At 44.6% G+C, this 17198-nt stretch carries 20 protein-coding genes; 9 read left to right on the top strand and 11 right to left on the bottom strand.

Annotated elements, in window-relative coordinates; genetic code table 11:
- Positions 1 to 15 precede the first annotated feature (15 nt).
- From R7Q46_RS07255 to R7Q46_RS07265, 3 genes are all read left to right on the top strand, one after another.
- Complete coding sequence (locus R7Q46_RS07255) at positions 16 to 585, top strand: YajG family lipoprotein (protein ID WP_005380259.1); 570 nt, start codon at positions 16 to 18, stop codon at positions 583 to 585.
- Positions 585 to 1130, top strand: a complete 546-nt coding sequence (locus R7Q46_RS07260; protein WP_262647452.1) for a peptidylprolyl isomerase — start codon at positions 585 to 587, stop codon at positions 1128 to 1130. The genes R7Q46_RS07255 and R7Q46_RS07260 overlap by 1 nt, the downstream gene beginning before the upstream one ends.
- 71 nt (positions 1131 to 1201) lie before the next feature.
- Positions 1202 to 2554, top strand: coding sequence for an AmpG family muropeptide MFS transporter (locus R7Q46_RS07265; protein ID WP_005380257.1), 1353 nt, complete (start codon positions 1202 to 1204; stop codon positions 2552 to 2554).
- A 63-nt stretch (positions 2555 to 2617) separates the two neighbouring features.
- Here R7Q46_RS07265 and R7Q46_RS07270 read toward each other — a convergent pair whose 3' ends face one another.
- Genes R7Q46_RS07270 through R7Q46_RS07285 form a run of 4 tightly spaced genes read right to left on the bottom strand, consistent with a single transcriptional unit; the run spans position 2618 to position 5854 of the window.
- Positions 2618 to 3277: a ChrR family anti-sigma-E factor gene (locus R7Q46_RS07270; RefSeq protein WP_005380256.1), complete on the bottom strand. Its 660-nt coding sequence runs from the start codon at positions 3275 to 3277 to the stop codon at positions 2618 to 2620.
- A complete protein-coding gene (locus tag R7Q46_RS07275) occupies positions 3274 to 3858 on the bottom strand; it encodes an RNA polymerase sigma factor (protein WP_017636022.1) in 585 nt (194 codons plus the stop codon). The genes R7Q46_RS07270 and R7Q46_RS07275 overlap by 4 nt, the downstream gene beginning before the upstream one ends.
- 44 nt (positions 3859 to 3902) lie before the next feature.
- The gene (locus R7Q46_RS07280) at positions 3903 to 5261 is read right to left on the bottom strand and encodes a DUF4397 domain-containing protein (protein WP_318077416.1); all 1359 of its coding nucleotides are present in this window, start codon (positions 5259 to 5261) and stop codon (positions 3903 to 3905) included.
- On the bottom strand, positions 5258 to 5854 hold the full coding sequence (locus R7Q46_RS07285; protein WP_017636020.1) for an LON peptidase substrate-binding domain-containing protein: 597 nt from the start codon (positions 5852 to 5854) through the stop codon (positions 5258 to 5260). The genes R7Q46_RS07280 and R7Q46_RS07285 overlap by 4 nt, the downstream gene beginning before the upstream one ends.
- Positions 5855 to 6177: 323 nt before the next feature.
- Here R7Q46_RS07285 and R7Q46_RS07290 point away from each other — a divergent pair, with 323 nt between their 5' ends.
- The 4 genes from R7Q46_RS07290 (at position 6178) to csdA (ending at position 9799) form a co-directional block, all read left to right on the top strand.
- Positions 6178 to 6993 carry an outer membrane protein OmpK gene (locus R7Q46_RS07290; protein WP_033905541.1) on the top strand — a complete coding sequence of 272 codons (816 nt, stop codon included), beginning with the start codon at positions 6178 to 6180 and terminating at the stop codon, positions 6991 to 6993.
- A 108-nt stretch (positions 6994 to 7101) separates the two neighbouring features.
- Entirely contained in the window at positions 7102 to 7992 is an 891-nt protein-coding gene (panE, locus tag R7Q46_RS07295; protein WP_151515065.1) for a 2-dehydropantoate 2-reductase, read from the top strand.
- Positions 7989 to 8588, top strand: a complete 600-nt coding sequence (locus R7Q46_RS07300; RefSeq protein ID WP_318077417.1) for a DJ-1 family glyoxalase III — start codon at positions 7989 to 7991, stop codon at positions 8586 to 8588. The genes panE and R7Q46_RS07300 overlap by 4 nt, the downstream gene beginning before the upstream one ends.
- Positions 8588 to 9799, top strand: a complete 1212-nt coding sequence (csdA, locus tag R7Q46_RS07305) for a cysteine desulfurase CsdA (protein WP_318077418.1) — start codon at positions 8588 to 8590, stop codon at positions 9797 to 9799. The genes R7Q46_RS07300 and csdA overlap by 1 nt, the downstream gene beginning before the upstream one ends.
- Positions 9800 to 9832: 33 nt before the next feature.
- On the opposite strand, the gene R7Q46_RS07310 is transcribed toward csdA, so the two are convergent.
- The 5 genes from R7Q46_RS07310 to R7Q46_RS07330 all read right to left on the bottom strand — a co-directional run bounded on the left by R7Q46_RS07310 (position 9833) and on the right by R7Q46_RS07330 (position 14252).
- The gene (locus tag R7Q46_RS07310) at positions 9833 to 10753 is read right to left on the bottom strand and encodes a sensor domain-containing diguanylate cyclase (RefSeq protein ID WP_054577576.1); all 921 of its coding nucleotides are present in this window, start codon (positions 10751 to 10753) and stop codon (positions 9833 to 9835) included.
- 309 nt (positions 10754 to 11062) lie between these two features.
- Entirely contained in the window at positions 11063 to 11491 is a 429-nt protein-coding gene (gene csdE, locus R7Q46_RS07315; RefSeq protein ID WP_017636016.1) for a cysteine desulfurase sulfur acceptor subunit CsdE, read from the bottom strand.
- A gap of 19 nt (positions 11492 to 11510) precedes the next feature.
- Positions 11511 to 12320 carry a tRNA cyclic N6-threonylcarbamoyladenosine(37) synthase TcdA gene (gene tcdA / locus R7Q46_RS07320; protein ID WP_005380241.1) on the bottom strand — a complete coding sequence of 270 codons (810 nt, stop codon included), beginning with the start codon at positions 12318 to 12320 and terminating at the stop codon, positions 11511 to 11513.
- A gap of 99 nt (positions 12321 to 12419) precedes the next feature.
- Positions 12420 to 13523 (bottom strand): murein transglycosylase A, encoded by a 1104-nt coding sequence (mltA, locus tag R7Q46_RS07325; protein ID WP_005391723.1) that lies wholly within the window; start codon positions 13521 to 13523, stop codon positions 12420 to 12422.
- Between the two features lie 273 nt (positions 13524 to 13796).
- On the bottom strand, positions 13797 to 14252 hold the full coding sequence (locus R7Q46_RS07330; RefSeq protein WP_005380234.1) for a DUF2850 domain-containing protein: 456 nt from the start codon (positions 14250 to 14252) through the stop codon (positions 13797 to 13799).
- A 162-nt stretch (positions 14253 to 14414) separates the two neighbouring features.
- Between R7Q46_RS07330 and argA the strand changes: the two genes are divergently transcribed.
- Positions 14415 to 15752: an amino-acid N-acetyltransferase gene (gene argA / locus R7Q46_RS07335; protein ID WP_042521373.1), complete on the top strand. Its 1338-nt coding sequence runs from the start codon at positions 14415 to 14417 to the stop codon at positions 15750 to 15752.
- A 415-nt stretch (positions 15753 to 16167) separates the two neighbouring features.
- A complete protein-coding gene (locus R7Q46_RS07340; protein WP_005380230.1) occupies positions 16168 to 16356 on the top strand; it encodes a hypothetical protein in 189 nt (62 codons plus the stop codon).
- 48 nt (positions 16357 to 16404) lie between these two features.
- Here the strand turns inward: R7Q46_RS07340 and R7Q46_RS07345 are convergent, their stop codons facing one another.
- Entirely contained in the window at positions 16405 to 16776 is a 372-nt protein-coding gene (locus R7Q46_RS07345; RefSeq protein ID WP_031780957.1) for a hypothetical protein, read from the bottom strand.
- 26 nt (positions 16777 to 16802) lie between these two features.
- Positions 16803 to 17177, bottom strand: coding sequence for a hypothetical protein (locus R7Q46_RS07350; protein WP_318077419.1), 375 nt, complete (start codon positions 17175 to 17177; stop codon positions 16803 to 16805).
- Positions 17178 to 17198: the final 21 nt, after the last annotated feature.

Raw genomic sequence — 17198 nt, forward strand, 5'->3', positions numbered from 1 at the left:
AAAAGGAATAATAAAATGAGAAAATTGGTACTTGCGGCTTCGGTTGCGTTGCTTGCTGCGTGTTCAGCCCCTCAACAACCTCAGCTGAACCTGATGCCAGAAAGCACATTGAGCACCAATCCAATTGTTCAAGGCAAGACTTACAGTTTGACCAGCAAAGATGTACGTGCAGCGCAGTACGTGGCGTTGGTGGATAACGGCCGTTCGAACATTCTTCCTCTTCATGCTAAACAGAATTTACGTATTGCGTTAGAAGAAGCATTAGAGAAGCAATTCTCATCTCAAGGTTTCCATGCGGATCTAAACAGCAACAACGCGATTGAATTGAGCGTTCAAGAAGCGTTGGTCAACGTGAAGCATTCGGTGATGGAAAATGAGATGGATGCTAAAGTTGTGCTGGAAATCACAGCAGAGACACCTGAGGGCAAGCTAGTCAAAACTTATACAGGTACAGCAAAGCGATCTGGCACATTGAGTGCTTCTGATGCCGATATTGAAGAGACATTGAATGATGTGGTGACATTGACGCTTAAAGAGATTGCCAATGACCCTGAGCTTCGTCAATACATGCAGGAGCGTTTCTAATGTTACGCAAAGCGATTCTGTCTTTAGCATTACTCAGCTGCAGCGTTTGGGCTGGGCCAAAAGTAGCGTTTGAAACGACCCTTGGTTCATTTACGGTTGAGTTAAACGAAGAGAAAGCACCTATCACTGTCGCTAATTTTCTGAAATATGTAGAAGATGGGAGCTACGAAGGTACTATTTTTCATCGTATTATCCCAGGCTTTATGGCGCAAGGTGGCGGCTTTAACCAAGAGATGCAGATGGTGAAAACATACGCGCCAATCAAAAACGAAGGAAATAATGGGCTAAACAATGACCGTGCTACCATCGCCATGGCACGAACTAATGCACCAAACTCTGCAACTCGTCAGTTTTTCGTCAACTTAGTCGACAATGACTTTCTCAACTATGGCGCTCGACCACCAGGTTATGCTGTATTTGGTGAGGTTACTGAGGGGTTCGACGTTATCCAGAAAATGGCTCAGCAGCCGACCACGACAGTAGGCCGAATGCGTGATGTACCAGAGACGCAAATCGTCATCACCAAAGCTACACTACTTAAATAGCCAAAACGATAAGCCCTTTGAATAATCGAAGGGCTTTCTCTTTCAACGGCTTCATTTTATTGGATTGATTTATGTCTTCATTACCTTCCATCACTTGGTTGGAAACGGTAAAAAGTTACCTCGATAAACGACTCATGTGGGTTTTCATGCTGGGCTGCTCTAGCGGCTTTCCGTGGGTTCTTATCGGTTCAAACATGTCAGGTTGGCTAAAAGATGCCGGCTTGACCCTCTCCGCAATTGGCTATTTTGGTAGCGTTTTTGCGGTCTATGCGATCAATTTTCTGTGGGCACCTCTGGTTGACCGCGTGAAGCTGCCAGTCCTCTTTAGACTGCTGGGGCAAAGACGTAGCTGGATTTTCTTTTGCCAAAGTATCGTACTCGTCGCTACCCTATTTATTGCCGGCGTTAATCCAGCGGAAAACTTGGTGTTTGCGTCACTACTCGCCTTGTGCATTGCAACGGCTTCAGCGACACAAGACATCGCAATTGATGCTTTTCGTATTGATACTTTCCCAAAGTCAGAAGAGTCTAAACTGCCTCAAGCTTCTGCAATGGCGGTCATTGGCTGGTGGACAGGTTATTCACTACCGGGTTATTTAGCGTTTGTTAATGCTGACAGTGTCGGTTGGAATGGTGTGTATTACGGGATGGCGGTGATAGTCGGCATTCTAATGGTCTTTACGATTTTAGTCGGTGAACCGAAGACTCAACGCGAACAACTTCAGTCTGCCGCTGAACAACGCCACAAAGAAGTGGTTGGTTCAAAAGTCGTAGCTTGGTTTACCGTGACTGTTGTAGAACCTTTCCTTGATTTCTTTAATCGCAATGGCGTCCGTGTTGCGATTACTCTGTTGCTGTTTGTTTTCCTATTTAAAATTGGCGAAGCGTTTTTGGGCAGGATGTCGATCGCGTTCTATAAAGATATTGGTTTTAGCAATGAACAAATTGGCTATTACTCCAAACTAATCGGTTGGGGAGCCACCATCTTCTTTACTTTTGTCGGAAGCATGTTCAACGTTAGGTTTGGTATTGTACGTGGATTAATGATCGGCGGTATTGCTATGTCTGCCAGTAACTTGATGTTTGCTTGGATTGCTTCGGTAGGCCCAAACGAGCACTTGTACTTAGCCACGATTATTGTCGATAACTTTACGACTGCTTTCTCAACTGTCGCTTTTGTTTCATTTTTGACGATTCTAACCGGGCAAGCATTTTCGGCAACTCAGTATGCGTTGCTTGCCTCTCTAGGAAACTTCGGACGGACGACTCTTGCTTCTTTCAGTGGCGAGCTAGTGGATTATCTTAATGATTGGAGCACATTCTTCGTGCTTACCGCTGTCATGGTCGTGCCAAGCTTGATTATGTTGTACTCGCTACGACATTACTTTGATGCTCTATTGGAAAAAGCACGTCACAAGCATTAACGAAACATATAAAAAACCACCGAATTCGGTGGTTTTTGTTTTGCGAGATATAAGATAAGAGGTCTATGGGTATAACCCTTTACCAAACATATTAAATATACGTGCCACGCCTTGAGTAAAGATCATCGGCTCAGTCAATACGGTTAAACACAAGCAGTCTTCTCCGGCCTTAGTGTAAGGGCTGTGCTTCACTGATGCGTCTCTAATCATCAAATCGCCCTCTTCATATTGGCCATCCTCGTCACTAAATCCACCATGTAGGATCAATGTAGACTCCAGGCCTTTGTGCGTATGTTGAGGGATTTGCACATCTTCCCCGATGTACATTAAGCTGACACGAGCGTCTTCCCCTAGATCAATCTGAGCACTGAAAACCTTGCCTCCGTAACTTCTCCATGACCCTACGAGGTCAGAGAAACGCGCTAAGGTTTTAGGAAGAGCGAAACTTTTTCCTGCCACATTAACAGCAGCAGAGTCGCGGATCACGATGTTATCAGTCGCTGGCTCCGCGTTGATGATGTCATTGAACATGTCGTCAAATTCAGAAACATACTCAGAAGGTATGTCACTTACGATGTTCGCTTGACTTGCTTCGACTTGGTTCACATAAGCTCGGCACTTGGTGCATGTTTCTAAATGGGTTGCGACCACAAGACCAGAAACTGCATCAATGCTTCCCGAAGCGTATGCTTCTAACAAGCTGTTATCTGGGTGTTTGTTCATAGTTGCTCCGTATGCATTGAATGCCTTAGCTTTTCTACTGCAAGCCTCAGCCTGGATTTTACGGTACCGAGGGGTATATCAAATAATTCCGCGACCTGTTGATGAGGTAACTCTTCAAGATATACCGCTTGCAAAACATCTCTCTGGTTTTTCGGTAATATATCTAAAAACTTAACCACCTGTTCTTTCAACATATCTTGTTCTGGTGAATAGTGATCAACAAGATCCGGTGGATAATACTCTGACGGCCAAATGTCATCAGAATGAATGTGTAATTCCTTACCTTTCTGTTTTCTCAGCAGATCAAAACAAAGGTTTCGGATTATGGTATATATCCAAGTCGATAACGCGCTCTTTTCACCATCATAGAGGTGCGCTTTCTGCCAAACTGTCGCCATGGTCTCTTGCACCATCTCCATAGCAACTTGCTCATTACCAACATGTTTGTAAGCGAATTGCTTCAGCTTGGGTGCGTAAAAACGGAATACAAAAGCGAACGCATCTTTGTCTCGATCCTTCACTTTATCCATGTAATCGTTCCAATCACTGCGCCCCAGTTTTTTCGGGCTATCACTCATCATAATCGGCCTTAATTTGTGGGAGGAGTCTCCTCCTCCCATTCGTCCTAATCGGTCACGTCATCGACCAACAAGTTGAAACCACCGTTGTTCCCATCATCAATGGCAACGACTTGGTACACAACACCGTTCATTACATTGACTGGTGCTGAGTCAACCGCAACAATACTTGGGTTACCAGCCACTGTTACCGTTACATAATATGTACCTTCAGCGACATATAATCCTTGTACGCTATTTTTATACGCAAAATTAGCAATAGTTGGATCACTTCCATCTATTCCTGTACTCGTAGTGAGGTAAATATCCACCATTTCCGCTATAGGATTAGCCGCCGCGTGTGTCACATTCAGCGTCGCGCTAGTCGCCACAGCGCGTCTCATATCTTCAACAACCAGAGCTTCGATATCAATCGCTGGGCTAACAACACCGACTGCGTAAACACTGTAATCCATTCCACCCGCAACCATTAAACCGTCAACATCTATGATCGGATTAGTTGTTGTGCCATCCACGTAAACGTCAATATCGTAAGCGCCAGCAGCAAGATCCAAATAACCACGAATCTCTTTGAACGCTAAGTCGGCAAGAGGAGCGAAGGCCGCCCCGTTAACGTTAACATCGACGACTGGCGCTCCATCGACAAGGTGTCCGACTCTTACTTCAGCTTGGCTGCCCATATCTTCAATTATAGAAGAGCCCGAACCGTCCAACACCAAGAGTTTGACAGGTGACGTGCTATTCGAATCTCCTGTGCCGATAGCGGCAATCGTCAAGTTGGAATTAGCCGCAAGAGATACTGTGCCCGAGTCAAAAGCAACGCTGTCTCCTACGGCAAGTCGAACTTGATACTCACCAGCTGGGATGTTCAATACGTCGGTAGAAGCTTTGTAAGCAAGGTTAGTTATTGGAGTCGCGCTAGCAAGAGCAGCACCTGGCTCAGTGACATAAAGATCAACAGCAGGAATGCCTGAAGCTGCATGAACAACTTGAACATCTAGACTATTGGCATCAGCCATTGAATCGGAGCTGCGAGTCACAACTAAAGGCTCAACTGGGTTTGGCGAACCATCGGCATCGCCAACAACGAACACGTTATAATTGAGGTCGGAATCAAGATCTAGTTCTGTTTTAGGTATTACGGTCGCGGTTTCATTACCTGGGAGCTGAACATCGACCTGAATCGAATTCATCCCCTCTCGCAATTTAACGTAGCCAGATCCCACACCATAATCAACATTCGTTAATGATGGTTTATCGTTGATCCACACATTTGCAAGCGGCGCATCAGAAGACGCGTGCACTGCTTGTAAATTGGAATACTCGATAGTGTCACTGTCGGAGCCACACGCCGCCAGTCCTAATGTCGCAACAATAGTTAGCGCAGCTTTATTAAATCCTTTCATATCCTTGCCTCTTTGTTAGTCGGGGCTTCTATGGCTTCTGTCAGAAATTGCAACGCAGGAATACAGTCCTCTGCGCCGACTAGCTGTTCGAACAGATTGCAGTCTAGGGGTAGTAACTCAAGCCAACGCTGAGTAACCCAAGCAGAGTCATCGTAAAAACGATGTTGGTAGAGGCTTCCAAGTTGAGGAAACTCTTCATAAACATGGGATAACTGCTGGCTTAAAAAGAAGAAATCTGGTGAGTTGTCTAGATGTTGCCAATTGTCTAACCATTCAACCTCTGCATGACGTAAGCCATCCGCATCTGCACGGACGCGTTTGACAACAAAGCGTTGCTCACCAGCAACTGTAATACCAAGAAGGCCATCACTGAGTGTTTCAAAATCAACGATCCTGACCAAAGTTCCGATAGATGAAACGTTACCCACGTCTTTAGGGTCACCTTCACTTCCTACTAGGCAAACTCCAAAGCCCACATTTTGTAGGCTGCATTCCTTTACCATTCGCTTATATCGTGGCTCAAAAATGCGCAGATTCATTTTACCTTCAGGGAGTACAACTGAAGTGAGTGGGAATAACATGACTTCTTTCATTCAAACGTCCTCTTTGATTCACGGATACATACGAATCCCTTATCACTCCGATCACTAACGATTTATGTTGGTTAATCGACTGGCTTAAAAAGTCATAAAATCGCTTACGCAAACGATCCAAATCACATATTTATTGCAATCAAATGCAACAAACAAAAAGTTCCGTAAATAAAGATAATTTCGTGACACAACTCACCAAAAACGTTCAATTTTGCACCCTTTATCACTTTCATTTGGGATTTTTATCGCTATTATTCCCGCCAATTGGAAAGCGCAGCACAGATTGCGTGTTCTGAATCATTACAAACATAGAGAGTCCCCTTATGCGTAAATCACTTTTAGCTCTTAGCCTTCTAGCGGCTACTTCAGCTCCAGTTATGGCTGCTGACTACTCAGATGGCGATATCCACAAGAACGATTACAAGTGGATGCAGTTCAACATCATGGGCGCAATAAATGAGAAAGGTCCTTACGAATCAACTCACGATTACCTAGAAATGGAATTTGGCGGTCGCTCTGGTATTTTCGACCTTTACGGCTACGTTGACGTATTCAACCTAACTTCCGACAGCAGCAGTGATAAAGCTGATAAAGATGGTAAAATCTTTATGAAGTTCGCCCCTCGTATGTCTCTAGACGCTATTACTGGTAAAGACTTATCTTTCGGTCCAGTACAAGAGCTTTACTTGTCTACTCTTTTTGAATGGGACGGTAACAATGGCGGCGTTAACACTCAGAAAGTAGGTCTTGGTTCTGACGTAATGGTTCCTTGGTTTGGTAAAATGGGTCTAAACCTGTACGGCACTTACGACTCAAACCAAAAAGATTGGAACGGTTTCCAAATCTCGACTAACTGGTTCAAACCATTCTACTTCTTCGAGAACGGTTCATTCATCTCTTACCAAGGTTACATCGATTACCAATTTGGTATGAAAGACGAGTATTCTCAAGTTAGTAATGGCGGTGCTATGTTCAACGGTATCTACTGGCACTCTGACCGCTTCGCGGTAGGTTACGGTCTGAAGCTATACCATGACGTATATGGTTTCGAAGATGGTACTGGTCTACCATGGGATTCTTCGACAAAATCTGAGTCTTCAGGCGTAGGTCACTACGTAGCTGTAACTTACAAGTTCTAATTGAACCACTAAGTTTCATCAAAAATGGCGCCTTTCGGCGCCATTTTTATTTGCTTTCCTTTTTTCCCTCATTATCCTTGCAGCAAACCTTTTTAATGAGAGCGTTTGGTGAATATCCTTATCCTCGGTCCAGGTGCGGTGGGCTCACTCTGGGCAACAAAATTTAAGCTTGCCGGGCACAATGTTTCATTGTGGGGAAGAAGTTCTGAAAGCCAACAATCACTTCAGTTGGATGACACACCCGCAATCGTATTCAGTAATCAAGATATTTCCTCCGTAAATAAAGCAGATCTCATTTTGATCACGGTAAAAGCTTGGCAAATGGAAGACGCCATTCAGCCTTTACTGCCTCATATCAACGCAGACACGATTATCATGCTGATGCACAATGGTATGGGTACCGCCTCTGGCGTGGAGAAGGCTCTGCCAAACAATCCTATCGTGCTCGCCACAACGACGCACGGCGCATACAAACCAGATAACCAACACGTACTGCATACCGGTCACGGAACAACGCAAGTGGGTGGTTATAATGACAAAGGAATGCAGTGCGCTTTTCTGCAAGATGTTATGCATCATGCTCTTCCAGAGGCCATTTGGAATCCACACATCCAATCTGCGTTATGGACTAAGTTAGCAATTAACTGCGCGATTAACCCACTGACTGCGATTCAGCAGTGTAAGAATGGTGAGCTTGCGCAGCCCGAGTTTAAGATACAACTCGAAAGCATCACTCAAGAACTGGTTGAAGTAATGAGTAAAGAAGGTATTGCTATCGAGTTTTGCTCTCTTTTCGATACGGTAATGCAAGTGGTGAACGCCACAGCTGAGAACTATTCTTCAATGAGACAAGACGTATTCCATCAGCGTCGAACGGAAATTGATTTTATAACCGGATACCTGTTAAAGGCTGCCGAGAAACATCGCATCAATACGCCTGAGAATTTAAAACTTTACCAACGCATCAAACAAATAGAACAAAGCTGGACAGAACAATGAGTAAGAAAATCTTAGTGCCAATCGCTCCGGGCACCGAAGAAATGGAAGCCGTCACCGTTATCGACATGATGGTTCGCGCGGGTTATGACGTTACGGTAGCGAGTGCTGCTTTTGATGGCTCATTGACGATGAAAGCTTCTCGCGGAGTCACATTAACGGCAGATTGTAAGCTGGTCGATATCGCTGATGATGAGTTTGACGCCATAGCGCTTTCTGGTGGTGTTGGTGGTGCAGAAATTTTTCGTGATAGTACGGTGATGATAGAAATCCTTAAGCAGCACATCTATGAGGGAAAATTGGTCGCTGCTATCTGCGCAGCACCGGCGTTGGTATTGCAACACCATGATCTTTTCCCACAATCACTGATGACCTGTCACCCGAGCTTTCAGTCACATATCCCGGAAGAGAAGTGGCGCAGCAAACGCGTGACCTTTGATATCAACCACAACCTGATCACCAGTCAAGGTCCGGGCACTGCTTTAGAGTTCGCAATGGAAGTAATCATTCAACTCTCAGGTAAAAAACACGCATGGTCAGTTGCTGAACCAATGATCCCTCTGCCTACTCTGCATTACCATAAGCTTGGTGAAAAATAATGTTTGACGTAAATGCTGTACGTGAGCAATTTCCCGCTCTAAATCAATCCGTCAACGATACGCCCTTAGTGTATCTAGATAGCGCAGCGACAACGCAAAAACCGCAATGTGTGATTGATGTCATCAGTCATTACTACAGTGCGCAAAATGCCAATGTTCACCGTGGTAGTCATAGTTTAACGGCTAATGCCACCAGCCAATTTGAAGCGGCACGAGAACGAGTGGCAAACTTTATTGGTGCAAACAGCTCTAAAGAGATCATTTGGACACGGGGCGCAACCGAAGCACTGAACTTAATTGCTCAAACCTACGCCCGTAGCACGTTACAACCAGGTGATGAGATCTTGATTAGCGAGATGGAGCACCACGCCAACATCGTGCCCTGGCAAATCGTGGCAGAGCAAACGGGTGCTAAAGTCATTAAAGTTCCGATGACATCAGATTGCCAGTTCGACATCAGTGCATTTGAGGCGCTTCTGTCTGACCGCTGTAAAATTGTTGCTTGCGCACAAATAACCAACGTAACAGGCACACGCCAACCTATCGAAAAAATCACTGAACTGGCGCACAACGTTGGCGCGGTTGTTGTAGTTGATGGCGCGCAAGGCATCGTACATGAGCAACTTGATTTATCGACATCAGATATCGATTTCTACGTTTTCTCAGGTCACAAACTTTATGCACCAGCAGGCATTGGGGTTTTATACGGCAAGCTTGAACTTTTGGAAGCCATGCCACCATGGCACGGCGGCGGTAAAATGGTTGAACGCGTTTCTTTCGAAAAAACGACGTTTTCTGCACTTCCTGGAAAATTTGAAGCGGGCACACCAAACGTTGCGGGCGCGATTGCTCTAGCGAAAGCCATTGAGTGGTACCAAGGTTTTGACCATCATGAAGTAGAGACTCATCTCCATGCGCTTCAGGATAAGGCCTACCAAGCACTAAGCGCTTTGGATGACATTCATATTCTAGGCTATCAACCGAATGCCTCTGTACTGACGTTCGTCATGGACGGCGTTCATCACCAAGATATTGCGACGCTGCTCGATCAACAAGGCATTGCGGTACGAGCAGGACACCACTGCGCTCACCCATTGATGGATGCGCTAAATGTGAAAGGCACGGTACGCGTCTCTTTTGGTATTTATAACACGACGAGCGATGTGGAAAGACTCATCGCCGCCGTAGAAAAAGCCGTCGACATGCTATAACGCCAACGGTTTGATTTGGAGTAACCAACAAGGTTACTCCATCTGCCTATCCAGAGTCGCCACGCAATTTCTGCCATTTCTTTTCGCAGCATAAAGCGCTTTATCTGCATGCGCATACAAACGTTTGGTGGTTTCATTTCTGCCTATTTCCACCACGCCTACACTCACCGTGACCGGAATTTCAATCTTTTCAAATTCGAACTGACAATTTTGAATGTGGGAACGTACTTCCTCTCCTACCTCTTTCGCCGCCGACAGAGAAGTTTCTGGCAAAATAATCGCAAACTCCTCCCCTCCGACTCTTGCGAAAATTTCGTCTTTGACGAGTAAGTGAGAAACCAAATCAGCTAACGTCTCTAAGACATAATCCCCCGCATCATGACCACGTTTATCATTGATGACTTTAAAAAAGTCCAAATCAAACAATAACAACGCGGAGTGATAATCTGGAGCTTGGGATTTGATAACTTCTTCTGTGAGCTTTTCGAAAAAAACACGTCGGTTGTAGATATTGGTGAGAGCATCTATTTGGCTTTGATGGCGAAGAAGGGTTTCAACTCGGTGGCGATTGGAGATGTTGCGTGTAAGAATAAGGACAACGCGACGACCCCGGTATTTTATAGCGAGTGGGCAGATCTTGCCTTCGTAGTATAGGTCGCCTCTTGGTCCACTGTTGGCATCTATTCCCTGAATGCTGTCGGCGCACATCTTGTACTCGATCGTCACAATACTGTCTTGTTTCAGTGATCGACTGATCTGCTCGATAAACCAGTCGGCTTTATCTTTTTCAAGTACGCTGTGAAGTGTCTTACCTATCAAATTGCTTCCATCGTGATAGGCTTTTTTATCTGTTCCTCCAAAAACATCAATATAGATACCATCTTCACTCAGAATAAAAGTGGGGTCTGGCATTCCGGATAACACGTCTTGCGCATGTTCCAAGGTGAATTGCATATAGGGAGGTTCCTAGCATTTGTATCTAAGTAACCCAATCGCTTCCAAGTGTGTTTCCACATTGGGGAATAGGAGCGAATGGGGCATATGTCTATTATCTAATATAGACAAATTTTAAATACAATTGAGTTTATAAAAACCAAGTGGGCAATATAATGAACCAGGATCAATAGAATGGTTAATTAACGCTAAAATAGTCGACCATTTGCATATTTTTTATCCATATGCAAAAAATGTCTCAACTCAGATACAAAAAAGCGCCAAACAGCTAGGTTATTCGGCGTTTTTAAGAATTGGGAAAATGACTCGTTACACGGCGGTTTGCTTAATCTGCTCTACAATAGCTTTCAAGCCATTACCACGTGACGGGCTTAAATGGGAGACAAGCCCCAGTTGATCAAAATAAGCATCAATATCAAATGCTTGAATTTGATCGGCCGTTTTTCCGTCATAAGCCGCCATCACCAAGGCAATCAATCCACGGACGATACGCGCATCGGAGTCCGCACAAAAATGCCAAACGCCATCTTGCTCTTGGCTCACTAACCACACCAAGCTTTCACAACCCGAAACGGTAACTTGTTCTGATTTCAGCTCTTCTGGCATTTGTGGCAGCTTTTTACCCCACTGAATAACCTGACGGTAGCGATCTTCCCAGCCTTGAAATTGCTGCATAGTCGCTACAATGTCTTCGCTGGTGATATCTGTACCAAATGGAGAAACGGGAAAATCTGTCATGATGCGCTCTTCTTCTAGTTTACTTCTTATATTTTGAAATCAACTTCTCAACGATTCGCGATACCGCGACAAAGCCAAACGTTGCAGTTACAACAGTCGCCGCACCAAAACCGCTAGCGCAATCCATACGTTTTGGGCCTTCCGCTGTCGACTTCACACCACACACTGAACCGTCTGCTTGAGGATACTTCAGCTGCTCGGTTGAAAACACGCAATCAATACCAAACTTACGAGCCGGATTCTTAGGGAAGTTATGATGACGACGCAAGGTGTCTTTGATTTTCTTCGCAAGAGGATCTTGGATCGTTTTCGTTAAATCAGCGACCATGATCTGCGTTGGGTCAACCTGACCACCAGCGCCCCCCGTGGTGATCACTTTGATCTTGTTGCTGCGGCAATACGCCAACAAAGACGCCTTCGCTTTTACGCTGTCAATCGCATCTAGCACGTAATCAAACTCTTTGCTTAAGTACTCATGTTGATTGTCTGGCGTGATGAAATCATCAATCAGATTGACTTTACACTCTGGGTTGATCAATTTGACACGCTCGGCCATCACTTCAATTTTGCTTTGGCCAACGGTGCCCGTCATCGCATGAATTTGGCGGTTAATATTCGTGACACAAACATCATCCATATCAATCAGAGTCAACTCACCGATCCCAGTACGGGCCAGCGCTTCGACCGCCCATGAACCCACGCCACCAATACCAATAACACAAACGTGTGCAGCGCGAAGAATGTCCACTTCACTGTTGCCATAAAGACGACGAGTGCCGCCAAAGCGTTGATTGTAGCTGTCAGATGCTGGGGTATCGAGTTCACGCATATTGAAGTCCAGATGATCGATAGAAAAACAAAGAGTGCGATTTATACGCACTCTTTGATGAAATGTCTAGATAAGAGGCGGTTCCTCTTTCTTGGGTCGCTATTGTAGCTTTTCTGGCGGCAAAGCCCAAGGCGCTTGAGTTGGTGAGTTTTCCAGCCCAAGTTTCCAAACTCGACCAAAATGCTTGTAGTGCCCTGCTTCCGTTCCTGCTCTCGCACCAATGCCATGATACAGATCCAAATGGTTCTGTTTTACCGCACCACCAGTGTCTAAAACTATCAGCATTCGCAGTTGATGAGCACCGCTCCACGTACCATCCGCATTCAGCAATGGTACTTCCGCCAAGATTGGTGTGCCCATTGGTAAGATAGAACGGTCACCCGCGACCGCGGCCATTGGTAACAAAGGAATACCAGCCGATCCCGTTACTGGCGCTTCCGCTTTTGGCGCAAAGAAGACGTAAGAAGGGTTTTGCTCCAACAACTCGCGTACTGTTGCGTCGTCGTTGTCCATTACCCACTCTTTAATCGCTTTGAGAGACATTTTTTCACGCGGCACTTCACCACGTTCAATCAAAATGCGGCCAATACTAACGTAAGCTTTATTATTTTTCCCTGCGTACGCGAAGTACTCCAACGTATCATCATCTTCAAAATGCACATAGCCACTGCCCTGCACTTCCATCATAAACGGGTCAATACGATTAGGCGCATAACCTAGCACTAAACCTTGGCCATCTAATGCCCCGTTGTAGATCTCCGCACGAGTCGGACAATCTGATGAGCAGTTTGGCTTGCCATAAACTGGGTACTTAAAAATGTCGTTTGGTGTATGACGCAGCTCCATCACGGGAGAAAAGTATCCGGTAAACAGCACATTACCTTTTTTATCACCACCACCCAATTGCGCGGCTTGAATGCCAAACGCACTCAACGCACTGGTATCTCCGCTCTGTTGCGCCCACTCACTTAATCGTTGATATAGCGGTTGGTATATCTTCGCCATGGATGGTGACTTTATCACCACTTGCTCAGCTTGCTTGTTAAATTCAGTAAAATCGCGTGGTTTGTTAGACTCAACCACATCCACTTGATTGAGGATCTGAGGAAACTCACCATCAAGATATTGCTGAGCACGATCATTTTGTTGAGCACAGCCAAAGAGTAGGCTCAAAGAGATAATAGGAAGGAGTTTTTTTAACACGTGTCTTTTCCGTAAAAGAGAATAGCAAAAGGATGGCAAACAAATGCATACGGTGCAATTGAAAAGCAACGACAAAATGTTTCAACGCTAAGCCAATCCGTTTACTCGTTGTGAATTCATTCAGTTAATACAACATGATAGCAGCGGAAGAATTACGGAATTGTCCGGATTATGTTTGAAAGTAAGATTTACTGATTGAGAGATGAAATTGTGATCATCCATGTGACTCACAGACGCAAGAGATCTCTGCTTAACAGACAAAGATAAAAACGACTATCTTACCGCAATCCTTGCACGCCCCTCTAAACGGAATACAGGTAGATAATGTGCATTGGCATCCAGCTTCATTTCTGCATGCTGCTTACCCACAAAATTGAAGTGCCGCTCATTTGAACCCACTCGATACGAAAACGAATCCCCATCGAATTCAAAACTGGTCGCCACTGTAGAACCATTTACGGTAACACCGCGCTCACTCAACACAAATTCTTCACGAGCATAAGGCGCAACATCTTGCTCAACCCAGCGACCATAAATTGTCGATTTGGGAATGGGCGGATTAATGGTTCGAGTAATCAAATCACTATACAGCATGCACACGACAACGGTTCCAACTATCGCTATAAGCATGAGAGAACGCTCTAGCCACTTACGAAGCATTGATTTAGATGACGTTTTTGACAGATTTGAAGCAGTGATCGCAGCATTCTTATTAACAGCAGAAGACATGAGGTTCACGTATTGAGGAAAGACGCACCCATTGTAACCTTCCCTTTTAACGGGACCAAGAACCTACCTCAATATGTTTGTGCTTTATTCCAAAATTTCACCTTGCCACCAAATGAATAAAAAGGCATTATTTTAACATAATTAAACAAGGGAATGGCTGTAGTGAAAATTCGTAGTACTGCTCTCGTAAAAGGATTCCGTCAATCAACACCTTATGTCAATGCTCACCGCGGAAAAACCATGGTGATCATGCTGGGCGGAGAAGCCGTCGCACACAAAAATTTTGGCAATATTATTAATGATATCGCACTCATGCACAGCCTCGGAATCAAAGTCGTGGTGGTGTATGGTGCACGTCCTCAAATTAATCAGCTGCTAGAAAAACAAGACCTCACTACGCCTTACCACAAAAATATCCGCATTACGGATGAATCAGCTTTATCTGTTGTTATGCAAGCTGCCGGACAACTTCAGCTTGCGATTACTGCGCGCCTATCAATGAGCCTCAACAACACTCCGATGGCAGGCACCCAGCTCAATGTTGTTAGCGGAAACTACATCATTGCTCAACCACTCGGCGTTGATGATGGTGTGGACTATTGCCATAGTGGACGCATTCGCCGCATTGACACCGATGCTATCAACCGCACTCTTGATCAAGGTTCAATTGTTCTGCTAGGTCCCATTGCTAGCTCTGTGACTGGCGAGTGCTTCAATTTATTATCGGAAGAAGTCGCCACCCAACTAGCGATAAAGCTGGGTGCGGATAAGCTGATTGGTTTTTGCTCCGAACAAGGTGTCATTGATGACAACGGCAATGCTGTCGCCGAGTTACTACCAATTGAGGCGGAGCATGTCATCAAAACGCTTTCTGAAAATACGTATCCTGACCTAGATTACAACACTGGGACACTGCGCTTTCTTAAAGGCTCTATTGCCGCTTGCCGTGCCGGAGTACCTCGTAGCCACTTGATCAGTTATAAAGTAGATGGCGCCTTAATTCAGGAGTTGTTCTCTTTCGATGGCATCGGAACCCAAGTTGTTATGGCGAGTGCTGAACAAGTGAGGCAAGCTAATATTGACGATATTGGCGGTATCTTAGACCTCATTCGCCCGTTAGAAGAACAAGGTGTACTCGTTAGGCGCTCTCGAGAGCAGCTAGAGCAAGAGATTGGAAAATTTACCATCATCGAAAAAGACGGCTTGATTATTGGCTGTGCTGCCCTTTATCCATACCCAGAAGAGCGCAAAGCTGAGATGGCTTGCGTAGCGATTCACCCTGACTATCGTGATGGAAACCGAGGTTTGTTACTGCTCAACTACATGAAACATCGTTCTAAATCCGAAACCATTGATCAGATTTTTGTCCTCACGACACATAGTTTGCATTGGTTTAGAGAGCAAGGTTTTTACGAAGTCAGTGTCGACTATTTGCCTGGAGCCAAACAAGGGTTATATAACTTCCAGCGTAAGTCAAAAATCTTAGCGTTAGATTTATAGCTTAACCTTAAATCAGGGAGCGAAACTTAACGTTCCGCTATACCAAAACCTCAAGGTGCGGGATTCAGCTCATTAACGCTCAACCCTGCACATCGAGCTTGTTTAGGAACGAGTTTGTTTAGGAGTAAGGCCACACATAACCCCTACTCCGGACTAGCGGGTCATCATGTAAACCCAACTTAGATATGCGCAAACCATTGCTTGATTTTTGTTCCAATTTTATCTTTTAAATATACATTTGGTTGGCTATACTCTGCTCGCTAGTGATTGGTTTTTAACCAATACGAATGGATCTAGGTGATGTAATGTAGCCTTCACCCTAAAATACTGGGCAATTGAAAAACTAGTTAGCTCCGTATTGCGCACCAAGGACAGTTGTTAATCTGACTTTAAATAAGCCGAGACGAGCACTGTTATGAGAACAATCATTTGTAATTCGCTTCAAAGCTTCTGGGATATGGCTGACAATCAGTTTTTAGAAGGCCTAGACGTCCACTGTGTTTTCCCCGTAAATGACGCTATCCGAGATTTTATTCTTGCTTATCAACAGCAATACAAAATACGCAGCGTGTCTTTTACCAATGCGTTTGCAAAACATGCATAAAAGAAGACCGAGCCATAAGCTCGGTCTTCTTTTACGTACGTAATCAATTCAAAACAAAATCATAGCTAACAAAGATGCAAAAATAGTGACTACGATAAAGATTAAAATAGTCCAGTACACTAGCCCAATACTTATGAACCACTTTGGGCAAACTCTACGAATATCTGTTAGCTTTCTTTTTTTGGCCAACTTAGGAAATGCAACTGCGGCAACAAGAGCTAATCCATGTATTAAGGCCCCAAAGTGAAATCCAGAAACTAAAGCAAGCTCAATATCTGTATAGTGCTCACTAGTATACGCATAGTGCTTTACTTTTTGCGGCGTGATAACAATAAGCAAAATACCTACTATCAGGTACCAAAAAACTAACAAAGCACCTGCAACAAAAAATGTAATAAAAGAAACTTCTAATAACTGCAAACTTCACCGACCTTCTATTCCAGCTCTCAAGTAATAGACATCCAAACCACCATTGAGCCTAAAGTGATCATAGCTAGAAGCAATAAAACGCTTATATAAATACGGCAAATTCCGATGAATAGACCGGAGCAAACTTGATGAATATCAGCAAAGCCCCTTCTCCTCGCTAAAGTTGGTAAAGCGACCGCCGTAACTAAGCCTACACCATGTACTAAAGCACCAAAGTGAAAACCCGAGACTAAAGCTAACTCTACTTCTGAATAATGTTTCGGATTAAAAGCAAACCGCTTCACCTTTAGTGGTATAAAAAATATAAAAATTGCTCCGATAATAACGAACCATAAAAACGTGCCTCCTCCGGCGATAAAGAAGGTTAGAAAAGACGAGTCGAGCAATCCCATATTCAGCTGCCTTTGATATGT

This window comes from Vibrio sp. 811 (assembly GCF_033339195.1).